At 64.5% G+C, this 19,095-nt stretch carries 15 protein-coding genes; 11 read left to right on the top strand and 4 right to left on the bottom strand.

The window, feature by feature from the left end; translation table 11 throughout:
• From ABW18_RS02855 to ABW18_RS02825, 7 genes are all read left to right on the top strand, one after another.
• Positions 1–528 (top strand): methylated-DNA--[protein]-cysteine S-methyltransferase, encoded by a 528-nt coding sequence (locus tag ABW18_RS02855; protein WP_049697425.1) that lies wholly within the window; start codon positions 1–3, stop codon positions 526–528.
• Between the two features lie 58 nt (positions 529–586).
• On the top strand, positions 587–1,084 hold the full coding sequence (locus ABW18_RS02850; protein ID WP_049697552.1) for an RNA polymerase sigma factor: 498 nt from the start codon (positions 587–589) through the stop codon (positions 1,082–1,084).
• Positions 1,081–1,689 carry a methylated-DNA--[protein]-cysteine S-methyltransferase gene (locus ABW18_RS02845; RefSeq protein ID WP_049697424.1) on the top strand — a complete coding sequence of 203 codons (609 nt, stop codon included), beginning with the start codon at positions 1,081–1,083 and terminating at the stop codon, positions 1,687–1,689. The genes ABW18_RS02850 and ABW18_RS02845 overlap by 4 nt, the downstream gene beginning before the upstream one ends.
• 101 nt (positions 1,690–1,790) lie before the next feature.
• A complete protein-coding gene (locus ABW18_RS02840; protein WP_083444286.1) occupies positions 1,791–2,567 on the top strand; it encodes a glycosyltransferase family 2 protein in 777 nt (258 codons plus the stop codon).
• Positions 2,564–3,544 (top strand): acyl-CoA dehydrogenase family protein, encoded by a 981-nt coding sequence (locus ABW18_RS02835; protein ID WP_049697423.1) that lies wholly within the window; start codon positions 2,564–2,566, stop codon positions 3,542–3,544. The genes ABW18_RS02840 and ABW18_RS02835 overlap by 4 nt, the downstream gene beginning before the upstream one ends.
• Before the next feature lie 105 nt (positions 3,545–3,649).
• On the top strand, positions 3,650–6,016 hold the full coding sequence (locus ABW18_RS02830; RefSeq protein ID WP_049697422.1) for a lysylphosphatidylglycerol synthase transmembrane domain-containing protein: 2,367 nt from the start codon (positions 3,650–3,652) through the stop codon (positions 6,014–6,016).
• A gap of 119 nt (positions 6,017–6,135) precedes the next feature.
• A complete protein-coding gene (locus ABW18_RS02825; RefSeq protein WP_049697421.1) occupies positions 6,136–6,987 on the top strand; it encodes a 3-hydroxybutyryl-CoA dehydrogenase in 852 nt (283 codons plus the stop codon).
• A gap of 80 nt (positions 6,988–7,067) precedes the next feature.
• On the opposite strand, the gene ABW18_RS02820 is transcribed toward ABW18_RS02825, so the two are convergent.
• The 3 genes from ABW18_RS02820 to ABW18_RS02810 form a co-directional block, all read right to left on the bottom strand.
• Positions 7,068–10,385: an ATP-binding protein gene (locus tag ABW18_RS02820; protein WP_049697550.1), complete on the bottom strand. Its 3,318-nt coding sequence runs from the start codon at positions 10,383–10,385 to the stop codon at positions 7,068–7,070.
• A gap of 155 nt (positions 10,386–10,540) precedes the next feature.
• Positions 10,541–11,407 carry a DUF4194 domain-containing protein gene (locus ABW18_RS02815; RefSeq protein ID WP_049697420.1) on the bottom strand — a complete coding sequence of 289 codons (867 nt, stop codon included), beginning with the start codon at positions 11,405–11,407 and terminating at the stop codon, positions 10,541–10,543.
• Positions 11,407–12,915, bottom strand: a complete 1,509-nt coding sequence (locus tag ABW18_RS02810; RefSeq protein ID WP_049697549.1) for a DUF3375 domain-containing protein — start codon at positions 12,913–12,915, stop codon at positions 11,407–11,409. The genes ABW18_RS02815 and ABW18_RS02810 overlap by 1 nt, the downstream gene beginning before the upstream one ends.
• A gap of 257 nt (positions 12,916–13,172) precedes the next feature.
• On the opposite strand from ABW18_RS02810, the gene ABW18_RS02805 reads away from it, so the two are divergent.
• From ABW18_RS02805 to ABW18_RS02790, 4 genes are all read left to right on the top strand, one after another.
• Positions 13,173–15,410, top strand: a complete 2,238-nt coding sequence (locus tag ABW18_RS02805; RefSeq protein ID WP_049697419.1) for an NADP-dependent isocitrate dehydrogenase — start codon at positions 13,173–13,175, stop codon at positions 15,408–15,410.
• Between the two features lie 216 nt (positions 15,411–15,626).
• Entirely contained in the window at positions 15,627–15,980 is a 354-nt protein-coding gene (locus tag ABW18_RS02800) for a VOC family protein (protein WP_005203020.1), read from the top strand.
• A gap of 126 nt (positions 15,981–16,106) precedes the next feature.
• The gene (gene phoA / locus ABW18_RS02795) at positions 16,107–17,609 is read left to right on the top strand and encodes an alkaline phosphatase (protein ID WP_152929985.1); all 1,503 of its coding nucleotides are present in this window, start codon (positions 16,107–16,109) and stop codon (positions 17,607–17,609) included.
• Positions 17,610–17,720: 111 nt separating this feature from the next.
• Positions 17,721–18,254, top strand: a complete 534-nt coding sequence (locus ABW18_RS02790) for an FKBP-type peptidyl-prolyl cis-trans isomerase (protein ID WP_162491221.1) — start codon at positions 17,721–17,723, stop codon at positions 18,252–18,254.
• On the opposite strand, the gene ABW18_RS02785 is transcribed toward ABW18_RS02790, so the two are convergent.
• Entirely contained in the window at positions 18,255–18,998 is a 744-nt protein-coding gene (locus ABW18_RS02785; RefSeq protein WP_049697416.1) for a hypothetical protein, read from the bottom strand.
• Between the last annotated feature and the right edge of the window lie 97 nt (positions 18,999–19,095).

The following is a 19,095-nucleotide window of genomic DNA, read 5'->3' as shown; positions in this document are numbered from 1 at the left end:
ATGACGAATGCACACACGACGAGTACGGCGAGATACGACCTGGTCACGACCTCCCTGGGTGCGGTGACCATCGTCGCGACGGATGATGCGATCACCGGGGTCTACTTCTCCGATCAGCGACGTCGCCCCGACGACGCGGAGTTCGGCCGCCACGTCGACGACGATGCGTTGCTCGACGCCGCGGCATCGCAACTTCTCGAGTACCTCGAGGGTGACCGAACTGACTTCGATCTTCCGGTGAGTACTCACGGCGATACGTTCCATCGAGCGGTATGGGATGCGTTGCGCGCCATCCCATATGGCACCACCACGACCTACGGGCGGGTGGCCGCAGAGATCGGAATGCCGCGGCAGGCTCAGCGGGTCGGACAGGCCGTCGGACGCAATCCTGTTGGCATAGTGATCCCTTGCCATCGGGTGATCGGAGCCGACGGTTCGTTGACCGGTTACGCAGGCGGGCTGGAGCGTAAGCGGCATCTTCTCGAGCTCGAGGAGCCGACAGAGATCCGAGCATCGAGGTTGTTCTGACCGTCGCGGGACCCGATCTCACGTTCTGACGTTCCGCGACGTTTACCGTGTGATGGACATGAAAGAACCTTTCGAACGTGCTGTGTCGACGCATGGCGCAACGGTGTTACGGGTCTGCCGGGCCAGCCTCGGTGTCGGACCCGACGCCGACGACGCCTGGTCAGAGACGTTTCTGGCGGCACTGCGCGCATGGCCGGACCTCGCCGACGACACCAATGTCGAGGCGTGGTTGGTGCGAGTCGCCCAACGCAAGGCCATCGACATCATCCGAGGTCGACAGCGTCGTGCGTTCCCCACCGATGCCATCCCGGAGACGCCGGACCCGCATGCTGTGCCCTCCGATCGTGCGGGGGTGTGGGATGCGGTTGCCCGACTCCCCGACCGTCAACGATTCGCCATTGCCTACCACTACATCGGCGGGTTGCCCCACGCCGAGACCGCTGAACTGCTCGGCAGCACACCCGATGCCGTCCGGCGAGCTGCTGCCGACGGTATGAAAACGCTGCGCCGCGTGTACATCGATGCCGACGACCAACGAGGACACGAATTACTATGAACGACAACACAACTGATCTCGACATGGACGACTTTCCGGTCTCCGTCGGAGATCTCACCGCCCTACACGCACGACTGGAAATCGGTGCAGTGCAACAAGGACTCCTCGACGTCGGCTACCGGACCGTCGATACCCCCATCGGGACACTGCTGTTGGCGGCGACAGACACAGGACTCGTGCGCGTCGCGTTCGAGAACGAGGGGTTCGACGCCGTGCTCGAAGATATGGCAGACAAGGTCGGACCACGAATTCTGCGAGTGCCGGCAATGCTCGACGACGCCGCCGCCCAGCTCGACGAGTACTTCGACGGGCGCCGACAGGAGTTCGGACTGGTTCTCGATCATCGCTTGTCGTCGGGTTTCCGGGAGCAAGTGCAGCGCTACCTGCCGCGGATCGGGTACGGACAGACCACGACGTACAAGCAACTCGCTCAGCGGGTGGGCAATCCTGCCGCGATCCGCGCCGTCGGAACGGCCTGCGCCACCAATCCGTTGCCCGTTGTCGTTCCCTGTCACCGGGTGTTGCGTACCGACGGGACGCTCGGCGGCTACCTCGGTGGGCTGGAGGTCAAATCGGCTCTGCTGGCGCTCGAAAGTGCCGCGTGACCTCGCCGAAGATGACCGTTCGAGCACATACGGGCTAGAGTTGGGTAACCACGCCTTCAGCCAATGGGCATCACGATAGTCCGAACCATCCTGGGGGCCATGTGCGTGCTTCTACTCTCCCTGTCTCGATCGTCGTCAACCGGATTGCAGTAGTCGTGCCGGCACACAATGAGGAAGATCTCGTCGCCGACTGTGTGACGAGTGTCCTCGTCGCGGCACGCCACACGCCGCATGAAGTGGCAGTGACGGTAGTCCTCGACAACTGCACGGACGCGACCGCGCGTCGCATACCCCTTGGCGTGCAAGTGATCTCGTGTTCGTTCGGCTCCGTGGGCGCAGCACGACGAGAAGGCTTCGCGCGACACGGCGCCGTCGACGACTCTGCGACGTGGTTTGCCAGCACCGACGCCGACAGCCGAGTCCCGCCACACTGGTTCCAACAGCAACTCCACTTCGCCGACCAGGGCGCCGACTGCTTCCTCGGCACCGTGACGCCCGACGGATGGACGGGATGGACGCGAGACGTCGAGCGTCGATACACCGAGTCGTATCGAAACGAAGAGGGCCACAGTCACATCCACGGCGCGAACCTCGGAATGCGTGCCGCGACTTATCACGCGGTGGGCGGGTTCTCGCCGCTACCGCACGGAGAGGACGTCGAATTGGTTCATCGTGTCCGCGCTTTCGGTGCGCGGGTCGTGGCGTCGCATCACGCGCCGGTGATCACGTCGACCCGCGCTCGTGGTCGAGCAGAGCACGGATTCGCCGCTCACCTTCGCTCGCTCGATTCCGCATCGCGCCCCGCCGCACCTTTCCCCGACCCGTCTCTGCCCGACCCGTCTCGGCCCGCCGCTTCTCCGACGGGCGGCTTCGCATGATCGACGACGCCTCAGCGCGAGCACGCCATCTCCTCGACGATGGCCTGTGCGTCCCGCTTCCCGGCGCGGGCGACACCGGGAGGCGATGGGAAGCGCTACGGGAGCTCTGTCATATCGACATCGCCGTCGGACGGCTGGTGGAAGCACACCTCGACGCCGATGCCATCCTCTGGGAGCTGACCGGCCGTGGCACCGAGCCGGGTGAGTTCTGGGGTGTGTGGGCCGCGGAGCCTCCCGCACCGCGCGTGACCGCTGAGCTTCGTCGCGGAGGTGGGTGGATTCTCACGGGAGCGAAGCCGTGGTGTTCGGGGGTTTTGTCGTGTGATCACGCACTGATCACCGCCGACGTCGTCGACGGCGGATGTGCGTCCGGCGAGCGTCGACTGTTCGCCGTCGAACTCGACGCGGCGGGTGTCCGCAGAGAGTCGGCCGACTGGACCAACGCGGGCATGGACCGCACGGAGACCGGAACCGTTGTCCTCGACGGCGTCGTCGGACGACCGGTCGGCGAGCCAGGCGCCTACCTCGATCGCGCCGGATTCTGGCACGGAGGAATCGGTGTCGCGGCGTGCTGGGTCGGCGGGACGCAGAAGGTTGCCGACGCGCTGTACGCCAAGGCGGTGTCGGCGCACAGTGGACTGTCCGACATCCTGCTGATGCACCTCGGCGCCGTGGAGGCCGAGATCGCGACGGTTGTCGCACTGCTCGACGCCGCTGCACGGGAGGTCGATGCCTGCCCGTCGGACATCGACTCGGCCAGAAGGCGCGCTTTCAGGGTTCGCTGGTCGGCCGAACAGCGGGCGAGCTCCGTGATCGATCGGGTTGGGCGCGCGCTGGGACCCGGTCCGCTGGTCCACGACGCCGAGCACGCGCAGGCCGTCGCCGACCTCCAGATCTACGTGAGGCAATCCCACGCCGACGCCGATCTCGTGAGCCTCGGTGCGCTGGTTGTCGAAAGAGCGCGTGCGGCTCGGTAACCCGTCGCCTCCCGGGTTGTAAGCACATGTCCGGATATGTTGGGGTCTTACTACGCGCCCGGCAGACCGCTGGCGTGCCAGAACGTGGGAAGACACGAACAGCCGATGGATGTCGACGGACGCGAGATCACCGTATCCGGTGATCTGCTGCAACCGCTGACGCGGCGCACGTCGGACATCCTTCGTCTCATCACCGCGGCCATCGTGCTGATCGTCGTCATCGTCAGTTCGCTGATCACCCGCGGTGACTGGGTGGCATTGGAGAAGTCGATCTCCGACATCGTCGGAGTGTTGACCCCCACCCAGGCCGGGCTGGTCTATCTGGCTTACGGCCTCGCGATTCTGGCACTGCCGTTCATGGTCCTCGTCGGCTTGCTTGCCGCCCGACAATGGCGCCTGCTCTGGGCGTACGCGACGGCGGCCGCGATCAGTTTCCTCGCATTGTCGGTCAGCGAGAACGGCATCGCCGCGCCGACGTGGCATTTCGATCGCAACGAGCGACTCGATTCGCTCCTGTCGCAGTTCCTCGACGATCCGCGGTGGATCGCGATGCTCGCCGCGGTGCTGACTGTGTCGGGACCGTGGCTACCCGCGCGCTGGCGACGCTGGTGGTGGATCCTGCTCCTTGCCTTCGTCCCCATCCACCTCGTGGTCAGCGCCGTCGTACCAGCGCGCGCGGTCTTGGGACTCGCGACCGGATGGTTCGTCGGCTCACTCGTCGTGTGGGTTGCGGGCACGCCCGCGCTGGTCGTGCCGCTCGAAGATGCGGTACGGATGCTCGAGCAACGGGGTGTGCGCGTGACCGCGCTCCGTGTGGTCCGCCCGGCCAGTCGCGGTCCGCTCGAACTCGTCGCCCACGCGGACAAGGACATCATCGTCGACCTGTATGGACCCAATCAGCGCAGTGCAGGTCTGCTGCGAGAGTTCTGGCGCAAGATCCGGTTGCGCTCGGAGGAGACCGCGCCCCTGCAGCTTTCCGTGCATCGGATGGTCGAGCACCGCGGTCTCATGACGGTCGTCGTCAACGACCTCGATCTGGCGAATAGCTGCACGGTAGCCGTTGCGCCCCTCGATCTGGATTGGACGATGTACGCGGGCACACCGCCCCGCGGGACCCCGCTCGACAGGTGCAGCGACGACGTCGCGGTGGCCGATATCTGGTCCGCGTTGCACACACTGCATTCGGAGCGGATCTCGCACGGAGACCTTCGAGCTACGCAGATCACCGTGATTGACGGCCGCATCGTGTTCGGTGGTTTTCACTTCTCGGAGTTCGGTGCCACCGACGTCCAGCTTCAGTCCGACATTGCTCAATTGCTCGCCACTACAACCGATCTCTACGGTCCCGAGCCGGCCGTTACCGCGGCGATCAATGCATTTGGCGCCGACGCGGTCCTGATCGCATCGCGTCGGTTGAGCTCGTCGGCATTGCCGAGGCGGATACGTGATCAGTTGAGCGACGCGAAGAAGGTGCTGTCGTCGGCGCGCGACGAGATCCGGTCGCAGACAGGCGCGGACGAGATCCGTGCCGAGACGATCACGAGGTTCAGTCGCTCCCAGATCATCCAGTTGGTCCTGCTGGTGGCGCTGGTCTACGTGGCCTACCCGTTCATCAGTACGGTGCCGACCTTCTTCAGTGAGCTGCGCACCCTCGACTGGGCCTGGGCATCGGCCGGTCTGGCGGCGTCGCTGCTCACCTACGTCGGTGCGGCGGCTGCACTATGGGCGTGCGCCGACGGTCTCACCAGTATGTGGAAGCTCACAGTCATGCAGTTCGCCAACACATTCGCCGCGACGACAACTCCGGCCGGCGTCGGCGGGCTCGCGCTCAGTACGCGGTTTCTGCAGAAGGCGGGCCTCGGGGGTGTTCGGGCGACAACGGCTGTCGCGCTGCAACAGAGCGTGCAGGTGATCGTGCACGTGGTGCTGCTGTTGTTCTTCACTGCGATCGCGGGGACGTCGGCCAACCTGTCGCATTTCGTTCCATCGGCGACGGTGCTCTACCTCGTCGCGGGAATCGTGCTCGGTGCGATTGGTCTGTTCCTGTTCATCCCGACGCTTCGCCATTGGCTCGGCACCTCGCTGCGGCCGCGATTGATCGAGGTATTCGCAGATCTGCGGGCGGTGGCGCGTGAACCCAAACGGCTCGCGATCATCACACTGGGTTGCGGTGCAACGACTCTCGGCGGTGCGCTCGCGCTCTGGGCGAGCGTGCACGCGTTCGGCGGACACGTCTCGTTCATCACGGTGACCGTGGTCACGATGGTCGGTGGGACCTTGGCGTCGGCAGCACCGACCCCGGGTGGTGTCGGTGCCGTTGAGGCGGCACTGATCGGTGGCTTGGCTGCGTTCGGCGTCCCTTCGGCGGTCGCTGTCCCCGGTGTGCTCCTCTACCGCGTACTGACCTGCTGGCTTCCGGTGTTCATCGGATGGCCGGTGATGCACTGGCTCACCAGGAAGAACATGATCTGACGTCCTCGCGTCGTGGTGAGGTGCGCCGGGTTCGATGAGTGGCGGACGCTGAATCCGGGTGGCAGGGAGTGGCGCAGTAGGCTGACCTGCGACCACGTTTCACAATCTGGAGGAGCTCCATGACACAGCTCGGAGTAGTCGGCGGCGGCACGATGGGTGCCGGTATCGCCGAGATCGCGATCCGCGCGGGTGACGACGTACTCGTGCTCGAGCGCGACCAGGCTGCCGCCGACGCGGCCCGCGCACGCATCGAGAAGTCGATCAACCGTGCGGTCTCGAAGTCGAAGATCAGCGCCGACGACGCCGAACAGGCGCTCGCGCGTCTTTCGCTGACCACGTCGGTCTCCGACTTCGCCGACCGTGAGCTCGTGATCGAGGCGCTGCCCGAGATCGAAGCACTCAAAGTGGGCTTCTTCGCCGAGCTCGACAAGATCACCGCCCCCACAGCGATTCTCGCGACCAACACGTCGTCGATCCCGATCATCCGGATCGCCAAGGACGTCGCCGATCCCAGCCGCGTCGTCGGTGTGCACTTCTTCAATCCGGTGCCGGTCATGCCGCTCGTGGAGATCATCTCCAGCCTGGCGACCTCGCCGGAAGCAGTGGCGACGGTCACCGAGTACGCACGAGATCACCTCGGCAAGAAGACGATTCAGGCAGGCGACCGCGGCGGGTTCGTCGTCAACGCCCTGCTCATCCCCTACCTCGTCGACGCGATCCGGATGTACGAGAGCGGATACGCCACCAAGGAAGACATCGACACCGGCATGGTGAACGGCTGCGGCCACCCGATGGGTCCGCTGACGCTCAGCGACACCGTCGGACTCGACGTCGTGCTCGACGTCGCGGAATCGCTGTACGACGAGTTCCGTCAGCCCCATTACGCGCCGCCGCCGCTGCTGCGTCGCATGGTCGAGGCCGGTTACCTGGGCAAGAAGTCGGGCAAGGGCTTCTACGACTACGCGTCCTGACGCGACACGCGATCTGACTTACGAGAGCCTCGGCTGGCGCCTGCCAGCCGAGGCTCTCTCGTCGGTGGTCGCCCGACCACTCACACCGGCAGGCGGCTCGAACTGGTTCGGCGCAGATCCGAGAACGTCTGAATCGACGTCGAAATCGCGGTGGCGATGGGACGGCTGTTGACGTCCTCGGTCTTCGACACCATGACGACGTTGTCGATATAGGGCTGGATGGTGCTGGTGTTCTGCACCGTCGCAACGATGATCAACTGGAAGCCGAACTTGCGGAATGCCGCAAGAGCCTGCTGCGCGAACTGGGGATCCGACTTCGAGAACGCCTCGTCGAGCATCAACTGCGCGAAGATGGGACGGTTTCCCTTGCCGTGCGGACTCGCCAGGTTGAAGCTCAACGCCCCGGCGAGACAGAACGCCATCAACTTTTCCTGCTCACCACCGGAGTTGTCTCCCGCGTTGCTGTATGTGCGGATGGTCTCGCCGGTCTCGGCGTCGCGTTCCTCGCAGTAGAAGTCGAATCGGTTACGCACGTCGAGTGCATCTCGCGTCCATTGACGGTCCTCGGGCGTTGCACCGGCGAGTCGTTCACGGAGAAGCAGGATGTCGGCGTACTGCTCGAGGATCGCCTCCTCGTCGCCGAATCCGACGGCGGCGGTACGCGACGAGATCTGCCGCGCCTTGTCGGTCAGTTCGGCAACCGCTGCGAGCGTTTTGCGGCCCGGGCAGAGCCGCAGGCGGGTCCCGCGGTTGAAGGCGACCGAGCCGAGTCCGGAGTTGACTCGCTCGATCTGTTCGACGATGCGGCGCTCCTCGGCTTCGGCCGCCATGTGCAGGCTCAGGATCGCGCCCGGTGCCTGCTCGGTGATGAGTCGTCGCATCCGTTCGTAGGCGGCAGGCAACTCGCGTTCGTCGATGCGGCGACACAGCGCGACGTAGTCGTGGACACGCTCGTCGAAATCGTCGCTGTCGTTGGGGATCGCGTCGGGAAACTCCTTGTCGTAGGCGTCGAGGATTCGCCCCAACTCGTCGCGCGAGCGGCGAGTGTCTGCACGCATCCGATCACGCTCGCGCCCAACGGCTTTGAGTAGATCCTGGCGGAACGGATCCGGTGCGAGTACGTCGAGCACCGCCGCGGACTCCTCACGGAAGCGATCGAGTGTCGCCTCTGCGTGGGCCGACACGGGTTCGATCTTCAACCGGTCGACCAGATCGAGTAGCTGAGTACGACGCTTGTCGTGAGTGGCGATTTTGTCACGCACAAGTGCCGCCTGTGAGATGGCGGCGCGGACCTGCTCCCAGATGTCCTCGGCCTTGCGTTGCAGTGCCTCGGTGTCGGGATTCTCCTCCATGAGCAGCTCGTACTGTTCGGTGAGCGCGTCGACGCGATCGTCCGCGGTGTCGAGGTCGATCTCGTTCCACCCGGCGAACTGCTCACAGACTCGTCGGTACGCGTCGCGTCGCTGTTCCTTGGCGGTGCGCTCCCGATCGAGTTCGGCGCTGCGAGCTCGCGCCTGTTCGTACAGCTCGTTTTCGAGTTCGAGTTCTTCTTGCAGCGCAGTGATTTTCGCGCTCACGTTTCCGACGAAGATGTATTGGGACGGACGCAACTGCTGACGGTCGTCCTTGATGGCGAGTTTCGCCGAATCCTTGCGGAGACCCCGGTCGGTGACGGCCTTGGTGTGCTCGACGAAGTCGGCAGTTGAATCGACGCACACGTAATTGCCGAGTTTGGCGAGGATCGTGAGCGCCTCGTTGGTGCACGGGTGGTCGGGCTCGGCCGCCCGTAGCGTTGCCCCGAGCGTGCCCGGCTCCACCATCGGCGCGGGACGCGTCTCCGCGTGGTGGAGTTGAATCCGTCCGCGCATGTCGTGCTCGTTGACGAATTTGAGCGCGGCCGCAAAGTGCTTGTCCGGCACCAGGAGTCGCAGCCCGGCGTTACGTAGGACCTTCTCGACGGCCAGTCGCCACCTCTCGGCAGACGGTTCGAGCTCGACGAGTTCGGCGACATACCGCAGTTCGGACTCGTCGAGTTGGAGTGCGCTGGCGATGATTCGACGCATCTCGTGCTCGGCGCGGGGCAGCGCGGAACCGGCGTGGCGTACACGCTCGAGTTCGTCACGGGCAGCGTCGCGTTGGGATCGCGCTGCCACCTCGGTGGCGAGCGTCTCGGCGAAATGTGGCTTGCCGGCCTCGAGTTGGCCGTCGAGTCGGGTGGCCTCCTCCATCAGGTGCTCACGCAGCTCCCAGAACGCTTCGCCGTCTTCAGGAATGTCGAATCCGAGCGCGGAGATCTTGTGTTCGTACGTGGCGCGCCGGATCGATGCCTCGTTGCTTGCCTTCTGTGCCGTCGAGAGTTGTTCTTGCAGCGGCGCGAGATCGCCCGTCGACGTCGCGATCCGACCGAGTAGGTGGCTGTGATCCTGGCGGAGTTGATCGTGCTGCGAGTTGAGTGCGGCGAGGTCGGAATCGAGCCGGGCGATCTGATCGTCGAGGTCGGCGATCTCGGGTTCGGCGTTGTGCAGCCGCAGGTTGGTGACGTACGAGCGGACGACTTCTGGCTCGATGGTGTCGAGCACCGTGAACGTCGCCGACTCCGCCGCATAGCGCTCCTGCATCGCCTCGACGTTGTCGAGAATGGTGCGCTTGCGCCGGGATACGTCGAGGAGCTCACGCGCCTCGACCAGTGGATCGATCTGCTCGAGAGCGTCGGAGATGCCCGCGATACTCGTGGGTTCGTCGAGCATGAACTCCCGGACGAACTGCGCGAGTCCGCCGACGCTCTTGAGCGACTTGGCCTTTCCGAGCAACTGCTGTGCGGCATCGGAGCCGCGGATGCCGATCAACGAATACAGCGTCGACAGGTACTTGCCCTCTCCCGGACCGCCCTGCCAACCGCGATCGCGGAACCGGGCAGCGCTGTAGCCATTGGCGGCCCACTCGTTGCAGGCGTCCACGATGTCGACGTCACCGTCGTGGATGAAGTAAGCGCTGTGCGCATCGGTGAGTTTGCCCGCGCCAAGCCATTTCAGAACAAGCCCGGTGATAGCCGTGCCCGACGTCGAGGTGTAGGTGACCGCGATCGCCGCCCACGCGGGGCCGCTCCCGCGGAGATACATGATCTCGCGGTGCGCTCCCGTTGCGTCGCGACGCTCGCCCCACGCGCCGCGCACGTACTTGCCGACGGTACGTCGACCGCCGGACGAGCCGGCCGCGGTGGTATCGCCCGAGGCATTGAAGTTGCGGCGGTGATCGGGCAGGAAGGCCAGCGAGATCGCGTCCAGCAGTGACGATTTGCCACTTCCCGACGAACCCGTGATGAGCGCGCCGCCCGGGCTGAACCCGATGGAGTGATAGCCGTCGAAGACGCCCCAGTTGATGAGCTGCAACCGCGACAGGTAGTACTGCTCGTCCCCCTCGCCGCGATGGAGCGTTCCCCGCCGGTCCGGGGTGCTTCGCTGGTCGGCGGTGTCCCGCTGATCGACCTTGCCCTGCTGGGCGGCCGTGTCCTGCTGGTCGGCTGTTTCCCGCTGATCGAGCTTGTCGAGATCACTCACCACTGGTCTCCTTCGTCGTCGGAGTATTCGCCAGTGGAGTATTCGTCGGTGGAGTCCGACTGGCCGGTCGGCGCCGAGCTGCCTTCTGCGCCTACCGAATCGGCGTCGACCGCGAGATCGTCGCCCGTGTCGCCGGCGCCGATGAACTGCTCGAACTGATGCTGCAGGTCGGTGATCACCGAGGCGGTCATGACAGCGGTGATCACCGGGCTGACGGTGAACGTGTCTGGATCGTCGCGGTGTCGGCGCAAGAAGTCGAGTTCCTCGAGCTTGTCTATCGCACGTTCGATCCGCTTGTCGAACAACGCGAGATCACGGTCGATCGTATTGGTCACGCCTGCGAACATCTCGTGGATCTCCTCACGGGTGATGATCGCTGTCTCCTCACGCGACGAGCGCAAGAACTTGGCGAGGTGCAACGCGAGAATCGCGTCGTAGGTCTGGATGGTCTCGCGTTTGAGAATCTTTCTACCCCAACGTGACTCGTATCCAGCCTGCTCGACGAACGCGACCTGGAGCTCGTCGACGAGGCGCAGTCGAAGGTCGAGCTCTGACAGCCGACTACGGAGCAGATCCTGATACTCGGTGACCCACGCCCACAGTTGCGGGTTGCGGTCGCCGCTGACGTGCCTGCGCGTGAGGAGATTCTGCAATGCCCAGCATGCGCGATCGGGCATCGCCGAGACATCGCCGTCGAATCGAGGAGCGCGTGGTCCGTCGATTCTTCCGTGCGTCGCCGCGGTCGGCAGGTCGTCGTATCCGGCGAACTCGTCGGCGGGCGCGGAGGTGGCCGAGGTGTTCGTCGTTGCCCCGGGCGTGTTCGGGTCGGTGGTGTCAGTGTTCGTGGTGTCGGTGCTGGTCATCAGGCGTCGGCTTCCGTGCTGAGAATCGAATCGGTATCGCTGTGCTGGGAAGGAATAGGCTCGCTGAACAACAACGTCGGCACTTCGATCGCGCGATCCTCGCCCTCCAGCGACCGGAACCGCACGAACGACGACCCCGCCCCATGCTGGCGCGGCATTTCCCGAGGCTGGCGCAGGGCCCACGACCACAACACGATGACGTGCGCGAGGTACGGCTCGTCGAGCGCGGCGATCGCGTCGCTCAACGACAGCGGTCCCGATGTCAGCTTGTCGTTCACGACGTCGGCGAGTTCCACCGTGTCGACCTGCCCCGCGAGCGACGCGAACGATGCCAGGTTGGTTCGTCCGTCTGCGGGACGTGCCTGCTCCGGCGGTGCCGGATTGCGGATTTCGAACGCGAGCCGACCGATCGACGTCACCTGCGGCGTCGCGACAGGCAACTCGTAGCCGAGACGACGGTCGGCGAGCGAATCCTTGAGAAGCTCATTGGCTGTCGCCAGCGCGTCGTTGAGCTGTCGGGCGACGCCACGGCTCTGCTCGAGCGTCCCCGACGCGACGAACCGTCGGATTCGACGCGCACAGCGCTGCCTGATCCGCCCGACCTCGGCCATCTGCTCACTGACCAACGGGAAGAAATTCTCCATCACTGCCCGCAGACCGGTATCGATGCTCGGCAGCCTGTCGACGACGAGCTCGATGTCGGAGATGAGGCGTGCGCGCTGCATCGGATCCTGAATCATCTGCGTGAAGGCGTGATACGACGCGCTCTGCGACGACTCGAGGAGCGACTCATAGTCGTCGAACATCTGACGCTGCCGATCCCGGTAGGCGAGGTCGGAGTCGTGCGGGTCGTCGAGCAGCGCTGTGGTGATCCGATCGAGCATCGCGCCGTATTGGCCGATGTCGGTGATGATCTGTTCCATTTGATACGCGATCGCCCGAGCCTCGTCCTCGGCTCCCCGCAGGTCGAATGGTCGACGGCGGCCCTCATTGAGTTCGACGAGTTCGGCGTCGAGTTCGTCGATCTGGTTCTCGATGTCCTCGCGGATTCGTTCGGGATCGTCGGTCACCTGCGTGGCAACCCGGTGCAGACCGGCGGCCACGCCCATGATCGACCCGCCGGTCGCGACGCTGTCCTCGCGCCGCAATCGACGCATGTATGCGATCACCGAGCGCGCCTCGGTGCTCAGGAAGCACACGTTGGGTGCCGACGGCGACGCGGCGTCGGTCACACGGTGTAGCCACCCCTGCTTGGCCCACGACTTGATGAGATCGAGCCCGGCGGGCTGGTCTGACGTGCCGAGTGCGGCGATGTCGCGGTCTAGGCGAATAGCGAGCTCCGACTCGGTGTGGCGAGTTCCGAAGTCGAGATGGCGTTCCATCAGCGTGACGTACAGGGCCGAGTTCGAGGCCGCGAACAGTCGGACGGCGGCAGAGCGCTGGATCGAGCGGTTTGCCTCGAACGTGTCGGTCAGCGTCAGAGTCCCATCCACGGCAGAGTTCACCATCGTCACCTCACGGTTGCACCTCGTTCACGGACCGCGGTCGAGTCTGCCATGGCCCCGCGGCGTCGTCGCGAGCGCACCACAGTGGGCGAGGGCACCCTGCGATCACGACGCGACCCAGCTCATTTCGCGAGCACATGCGGCACGGGTTTCGCCGACCGAATAGGGTTGACGCTGGACGTGCACACCCGCGCGTGGCCAGCGGTTGAGACACACGACCCATTGTGTCGGGCGACCGCACTCGAGAGCGAAGGCAGGTTATGAGCGACAAGCAACCGACCATCATCTACACCCTGACCGACGAGGCGCCCATGCTGGCGACCTACTCCTTTCTGCCCGTCATCCGGGCGTTCGCCGATGCCGCAGACATCAACGTCGAGACGTCCGACATCTCCGTTGCGTCGCGCATCCTGTCCGAGTTCCCCGATTACCTGACCGACGAGCAGAAGGTCGGCGATCACCTGGGAGAGCTGGGGCGCCTGACCCAGGAGCCCGACACCAACATCATCAAGCTCCCCAACATCAGCGCCTCTGTGCCGCAGTTGCTCGCAGCGATCAAGGAGCTGCAGGCCAAGGGGTTCAACATCCCCGACTATCCCGGCAATCCGAAGACCGAAGAGGAGAAGGAGATTCGCGACCGCTACACCAAGTGTCTCGGTAGCGCCGTGAATCCCGTTCTGCGTGAGGGTAATTCGGATCGTCGTGCGCCCAGGGCCGTCAAGGAGTACGCACAGAAGCACCCCCATTCGATGGGTGACTGGTCGATGGCATCGCGTACCCACGTCGCACACATGCGGGAGGGCGATTTCTACCACGGCGAGAAGTCGATCACCGTGCAGGGCGACCGCAAGGTCAAGATGGAACTCGTCACCGACAGCGGCGAGACGATCGTGCTCAAGCCGGAGGTGAAGCTGCTCGACGGCGACGTCATCGACAGCATGTACATGAGCAAGAAGGCGTTGATCGAGTTCTACGAGAATGAGATGGAAGACGCCTACAAGACGGGTGTCATGTTCTCGCTGCACGTGAAGGCGACGATGATGCGGGTCAGCCACCCGATCGTGTTCGGCCACGCGGTGCGCACCTTCTACAAAGAAGCGTTCGCCAAGCACGGCGATCTGTTCGACGAGCTCGGTGTCAACGTGAACAACGGCTTGTCTGATCTCTACGCGAAGATCGAATCGCTGCCGGCGTCGAAGAAGGAAGAGATCATCGACGACCTGCACAAATGCCACGAGCATCGACCCGAACTCGCGATGGTCGACTCCGCACGCGGCATCTCGAACTTCCACTCCCCCAGCGACGTCATCGTCGACGCCTCGATGCCCGCGATGATCCGCGCAGGCGGCAAAATGTATGGCGCGGACGGCCGCCCCAAGGACACAAAGGCGGTCAACCCCGAGTCGACGTTCTCGCGGATCTACCAGGAGATGGTCAACTTCTGTAAGACCAACGGACAGTTCGATCCCACCACGATGGGCACGGTGCCCAACGTCGGACTCATGGCACAGAAGGCCGAAGAGTACGGCTCGCACGACAAGACCTTCGAGATCCCTGCAGACGGTGTCGCGAACTTCGTCGACCTCGAGACCGGTGAGATCCTGCTGTCGCAGGACGTCGAAGAGGGCGACATCTGGCGCATGTGCATCGTGCGCGACGCCCCGATCCGCGACTGGGTGAAGCTGGCCGTGACCCGTGCGCGTGAGTCGGGAATGCCGGTGGTCTTCTGGCTCGATCCCTACCGCCCGCACGAGAACGAGCTGATCAAGAAGGTCAATACCTACCTGAAGGATCACGACACCGAGGGCCTCGACATCCAGATCATGTCGCAGGTTCGTGCCATCCGCTACACGATGGAACGTCTGATCCGCGGCCTCGACACGATCTCGGCAACCGGCAACATCCTGCGTGACTATCTGACCGACCTCTTCCCGATCCTCGAACTCGGGACCAGCGCCAAGATGTTGTCGATCGTCCCGCTGATGGCCGGCGGCGGCCTGTATGAAACCGGCGCGGGAGGGTCGGCGCCCAAGCACGTCAAGCAGCTTCTCGAGGAGAATCACCTGCGGTGGGATTCGCTCGGTGAGTTCCTCGCCCTCGCGGTCAGTCTCGAGGACCTCGGTAAGAAGAACGACAACCCCAAGGCCGAGGTGCTGGCCAAGACGCTCGACGCCGCGACCGGCCGGTTGCTGGAGAACAACAAGGGGCCGTCGCGCAAAACCGGCGAGCTCGACAACCGGGGTAGCCAGTTCTATCTCGCGATGTACTGGGCTGAGGAACTGGCCAAGCAGACCGACGACGAGGAACTGGCCAAGCATTTCGCGCCGCTCGCGAAGACGCTTGCCGACAACGAGGATGCGATCGTGGCCGAGCTGAACAAGGCGCAGGGCCAGGCGGTCGACATCGGCGGTTACTACGCTCCCGACTCGGACAAGCTGGCTGCGGTCATGCGACCGAGCGCGACGTTCAACGAGGCGCTCGACTCCGTTCGCAGCTGACGCGCGGTCAGACGACACCGGCTCCCGACCTGATTCAGGTCGGGAGCCGCCCGTATTTCTGGGGTCTGCCTGTATTTCCTGGGTCTGTGTGCGTCCTGTGCGCAACCCTCGGGTGCGGACCGAAAGTCCCATTCGTCTGGCTGTCGGTTGCACTAGCGTCGAATACGGGGTTGGGGCCCACGCTGAGCAAGCTGGATTCGGCCAAAGGAGGCCAACGTGAGTGACCACGAAGTCCGCATGATCGTTCTGTCGACCGACGATCTCGACGATTCCATCAAGTTCTACAGCGAGACGTTGGGTATGGCGCTCAAGTTTCGTGACGGGGCGCATTTCGCCGCCCTCGACGGCGGATCGCTGACACTTGCGCTCGCAACTGACGTCGACCATCCCATACCGGGCAAGGTGGTGGTCGGTATCAAGACCGACGACGTCGACGGCGACGCGAAGGCCGTCGAGGAAAGCGGTGGCGCCATCATCAAAGGCCCGTACGACGACGCGCACGAGCGTCGTGCGGTCGTCTACGACAACAAGGGCAACGGACTGGTTTTCTACAGCCCGCTCAAGCGCTGAGGTGGTGCGGTCACCCGAGTCGTGGTCGGGTGGCCGCACCGGCGTCGATCCCGCGACAACTTTTGTTCACATATCGCAACGACCATGTCCGAGTTCAGTAAAACGGCGGATATGGGGAGAATGCGGATGCGACGACATCGGTACATGGCGGTCACGGCTTTGGTGTGTGCGACGACGGTGATTGCGGCGTGCGGCGGTGACGGAAGCAACGATGCGGCCGGACCGCTGTTGAATCCCGTTGCCAAGGGCAAGCTTTCGGAACATGGCGGGGCTACGAGGGCGGGCGATGACCGCAGTTCGCTCATCGCCGACTCCATCCGAAACTCCGGCGCCAAGAACGTCATCCTGCTGATCGGTGACGGCATGGGAGATTCCGAGATCACCGTTGCTCGCGACTACGCGCAGGGCGCGGGCGGCGCATTCAATGGACTCGACGCCTTGCCGCTGACGGGTCAGTACACGCACTACTCGCTCGACAAGGACGGCAAGCCGACCTTCGTCACCGATTCGGCCGCGAGCGGTTCGGCCTGGTCGACGGGCACGAAGACCTACAACGGCGCAATCTCCGTCGACATCGAGGGCCGATCTCAGCAGACGCTGCTCGAACTGGCGAAGAAGTCGGGCAAGGCGACCGGTGATGTCACCACCGCTGAGATCCAGGACGCCACACCCGCGGTACAGGTCGCGCACGTCACCAATCGCAAATGCTATGGGCCCGAGGAAACATCCGAGAAGTGTCCGACAGACGCCCTGGAAAAGGGTGGCAAGGGGTCGATCACCGAGCAGTTGCTGGGAACGCGACCCGACGTCGTGCTCGGTGGTGGCGCCAAGTCGTTCCAGCAAACCGCTACTGCGGGCGAATACCAGGGCAAGACGCTCGAGGTGCAGGCGAAGGAACGGGGCTACACCATGGTGCGCAGCGCCGACGAGCTCAACGGCGTCACAACGGCCAACCAGGACTCTCCGGTCCTCGGACTCTTCGCCGACGGCAACATGCCTGTCCGCTGGAACGGACCCGTCGCGACCAAGGGTGGTTACCTCGAACCAGCCGCAACGTGCACCGACAACCCCGAACGTGGCGCATCCACGCCGAAGCTCGCCGACATGACGAAGAAGTCCATCGACCTCCTCAAGGGCAACGACAAGGGCTTCTTCCTGCAGGTGGAAGGCGCGTCGATCGACAAGCAGGATCACGCCGCAAACCCGTGCGGTCAGATCGGCGAGACCGTCGACCTCGACGAAGCGACGAAGGTGGCGCTCGACTACGCCAAGGACAACCGCGACACGCTGGTGATCGTGACCGCCGATCACGCGCACAGCAGCCAGATCGTCGAGTCGATGACTGCCGAGGACGTACAGAAGGCCGCCGACGACGCGAAGCTGCCCCTGCAGGTGGAGAAGGACGCCATCTACCCCGGACTGACCCGCGTGTTGACCGGCAAGGACGGCCAGCCGCTCACGGTGTCATACGGAACGTCGGACAATCTGGACGCGATGGATCAGGGCCACACCGGTACGCAGGTGCGGATCGCCGCATACGGCCCCAGCGCGGCGAATGTCGTCGGCTTGACCGATCAGACGGACCTGTTCTTCACCATCTCCCGCGCACTGGGACTCCAGGGTTCGTGACGTCGGCGATGTGGTTCGATGCGGTTCACGGTCTGAGGTAAGCCGTTCGGTAGCGTGACGCCCGTGAACATCCGCCGTGTCGTACTTCCCGTAGCCGTTGCCTCGCTGACGATCGGACTCGCCGCGTGCGGCTCCGATTCCGGTTCCGACTCTGCCGCGTCGTCATCGACTTCCGCGGCGTCGCCCTCCTGCCCGTCTGCGGCACCGGCAGCGGATGCCAAGCCGGACTGGACCCTTCGTGGCACGACGGGAAGTGTCGACGTCGTCGCCTCGACCTCGACGACGGCACCGGCAGTCACGGTGACCACTCCGTTCGCGGTCGAGCAGACGCAGGTTCACACCCTGCGGGAGGGCAGCGGCGAGGTTGTCCCCGACACGGCGACCGTCAGCGTCTGTTACGTCGGCGTCGATGGCCGTGACGGTAAGACCTTCGACAGCAGCTACTCGGGGGGTACTCCCGTTCAGTTCCCGCTCGACCGGGTCGTGGTCGGTTTCAAGAAGGCCATCGCGGGTCAGAAGGTGGGTTCGTCGGTTGCGGTCGCGATGAACCCTGAGGACGGATACCCGAATGGCAATCCTGCGGCGGGCATCAACAAGGGTGACAGTCTGGTCTTCGAGCTGACGATCGTCTCCGTCGACGGGTAATCACGGGGTCGCCCCTGCGAGCACACGAAGCGCCAGAGCGGTTTTGCTCGTCAGCGGGCTGGTGTGACACCCGGCGTCGTGGAGGCTGTCGCGGAGATCGCTCGCGACCGCCGAGGCCCGCGCCGCGAGGTCGTGCGACGACTCGCCGGGGCGGACACCGATGCACGTGGAGACCCCGACGACGTCGATGTCATCGGACAGCCACCTCGCCACCCGAACCTGTCGGACGTCGCGCACCGACGTATCCCAGACCTGCGACGTGATCGGCCCACGCAGTACGAGGTGGTCGATCGGCGGCCCCGACGACGCGCACGCGACCAGAAAGCGTCGTTGCGCCGTGTCGAGGAGGTGGGTGGGGTCGGCGCCGTTCTCGATCGCCTCGGACATGCTCCCGGACGGATGACGGGTACGTGCCGACGCCCTGAGCCTTCGATCGCCACCACACCACTGATCTGAGATGCGATATTCGAACTGGTCACGGTCGAACGAGTTGGCCCAATCGCCTGTCAGCCACTCGCTTCGCTCGGGATGCATGGTGACCGTGAGGTCGTCGAAGGCACCCGTGCGCAACCTGATCGCCACTCTGTTGTCGTAGAGGGGTGTCGGGGTGTCGATCGATGCGTGGCGTGCCTCCGCGAACCAGAATCGACTGTGCCGCGCGTCGCCCACGCGGCACCCCAGCGCCGACACCGCGTCGTCGAGTTCGGTCTCGATGTTGAGCGTGATGCCGATCGGGACGATCACGAATCACCTGCCATTCTCCCGTAGTGCACGACATCGTTGATCGTGCCGATTGACCCTGCGTCGGACATGCGTGAACCGACTGGGTTTCCAGCCTTCG

Source organism: Gordonia jacobaea (assembly GCF_001186365.1).
Lineage (GTDB): Bacteria > Actinomycetota > Actinomycetes > Mycobacteriales > Mycobacteriaceae > Gordonia > Gordonia jacobaea.
The sequence above is the reverse complement of the archived record's forward strand: the minus strand, read 5'-3'. Positions and strand labels throughout refer to the sequence as shown.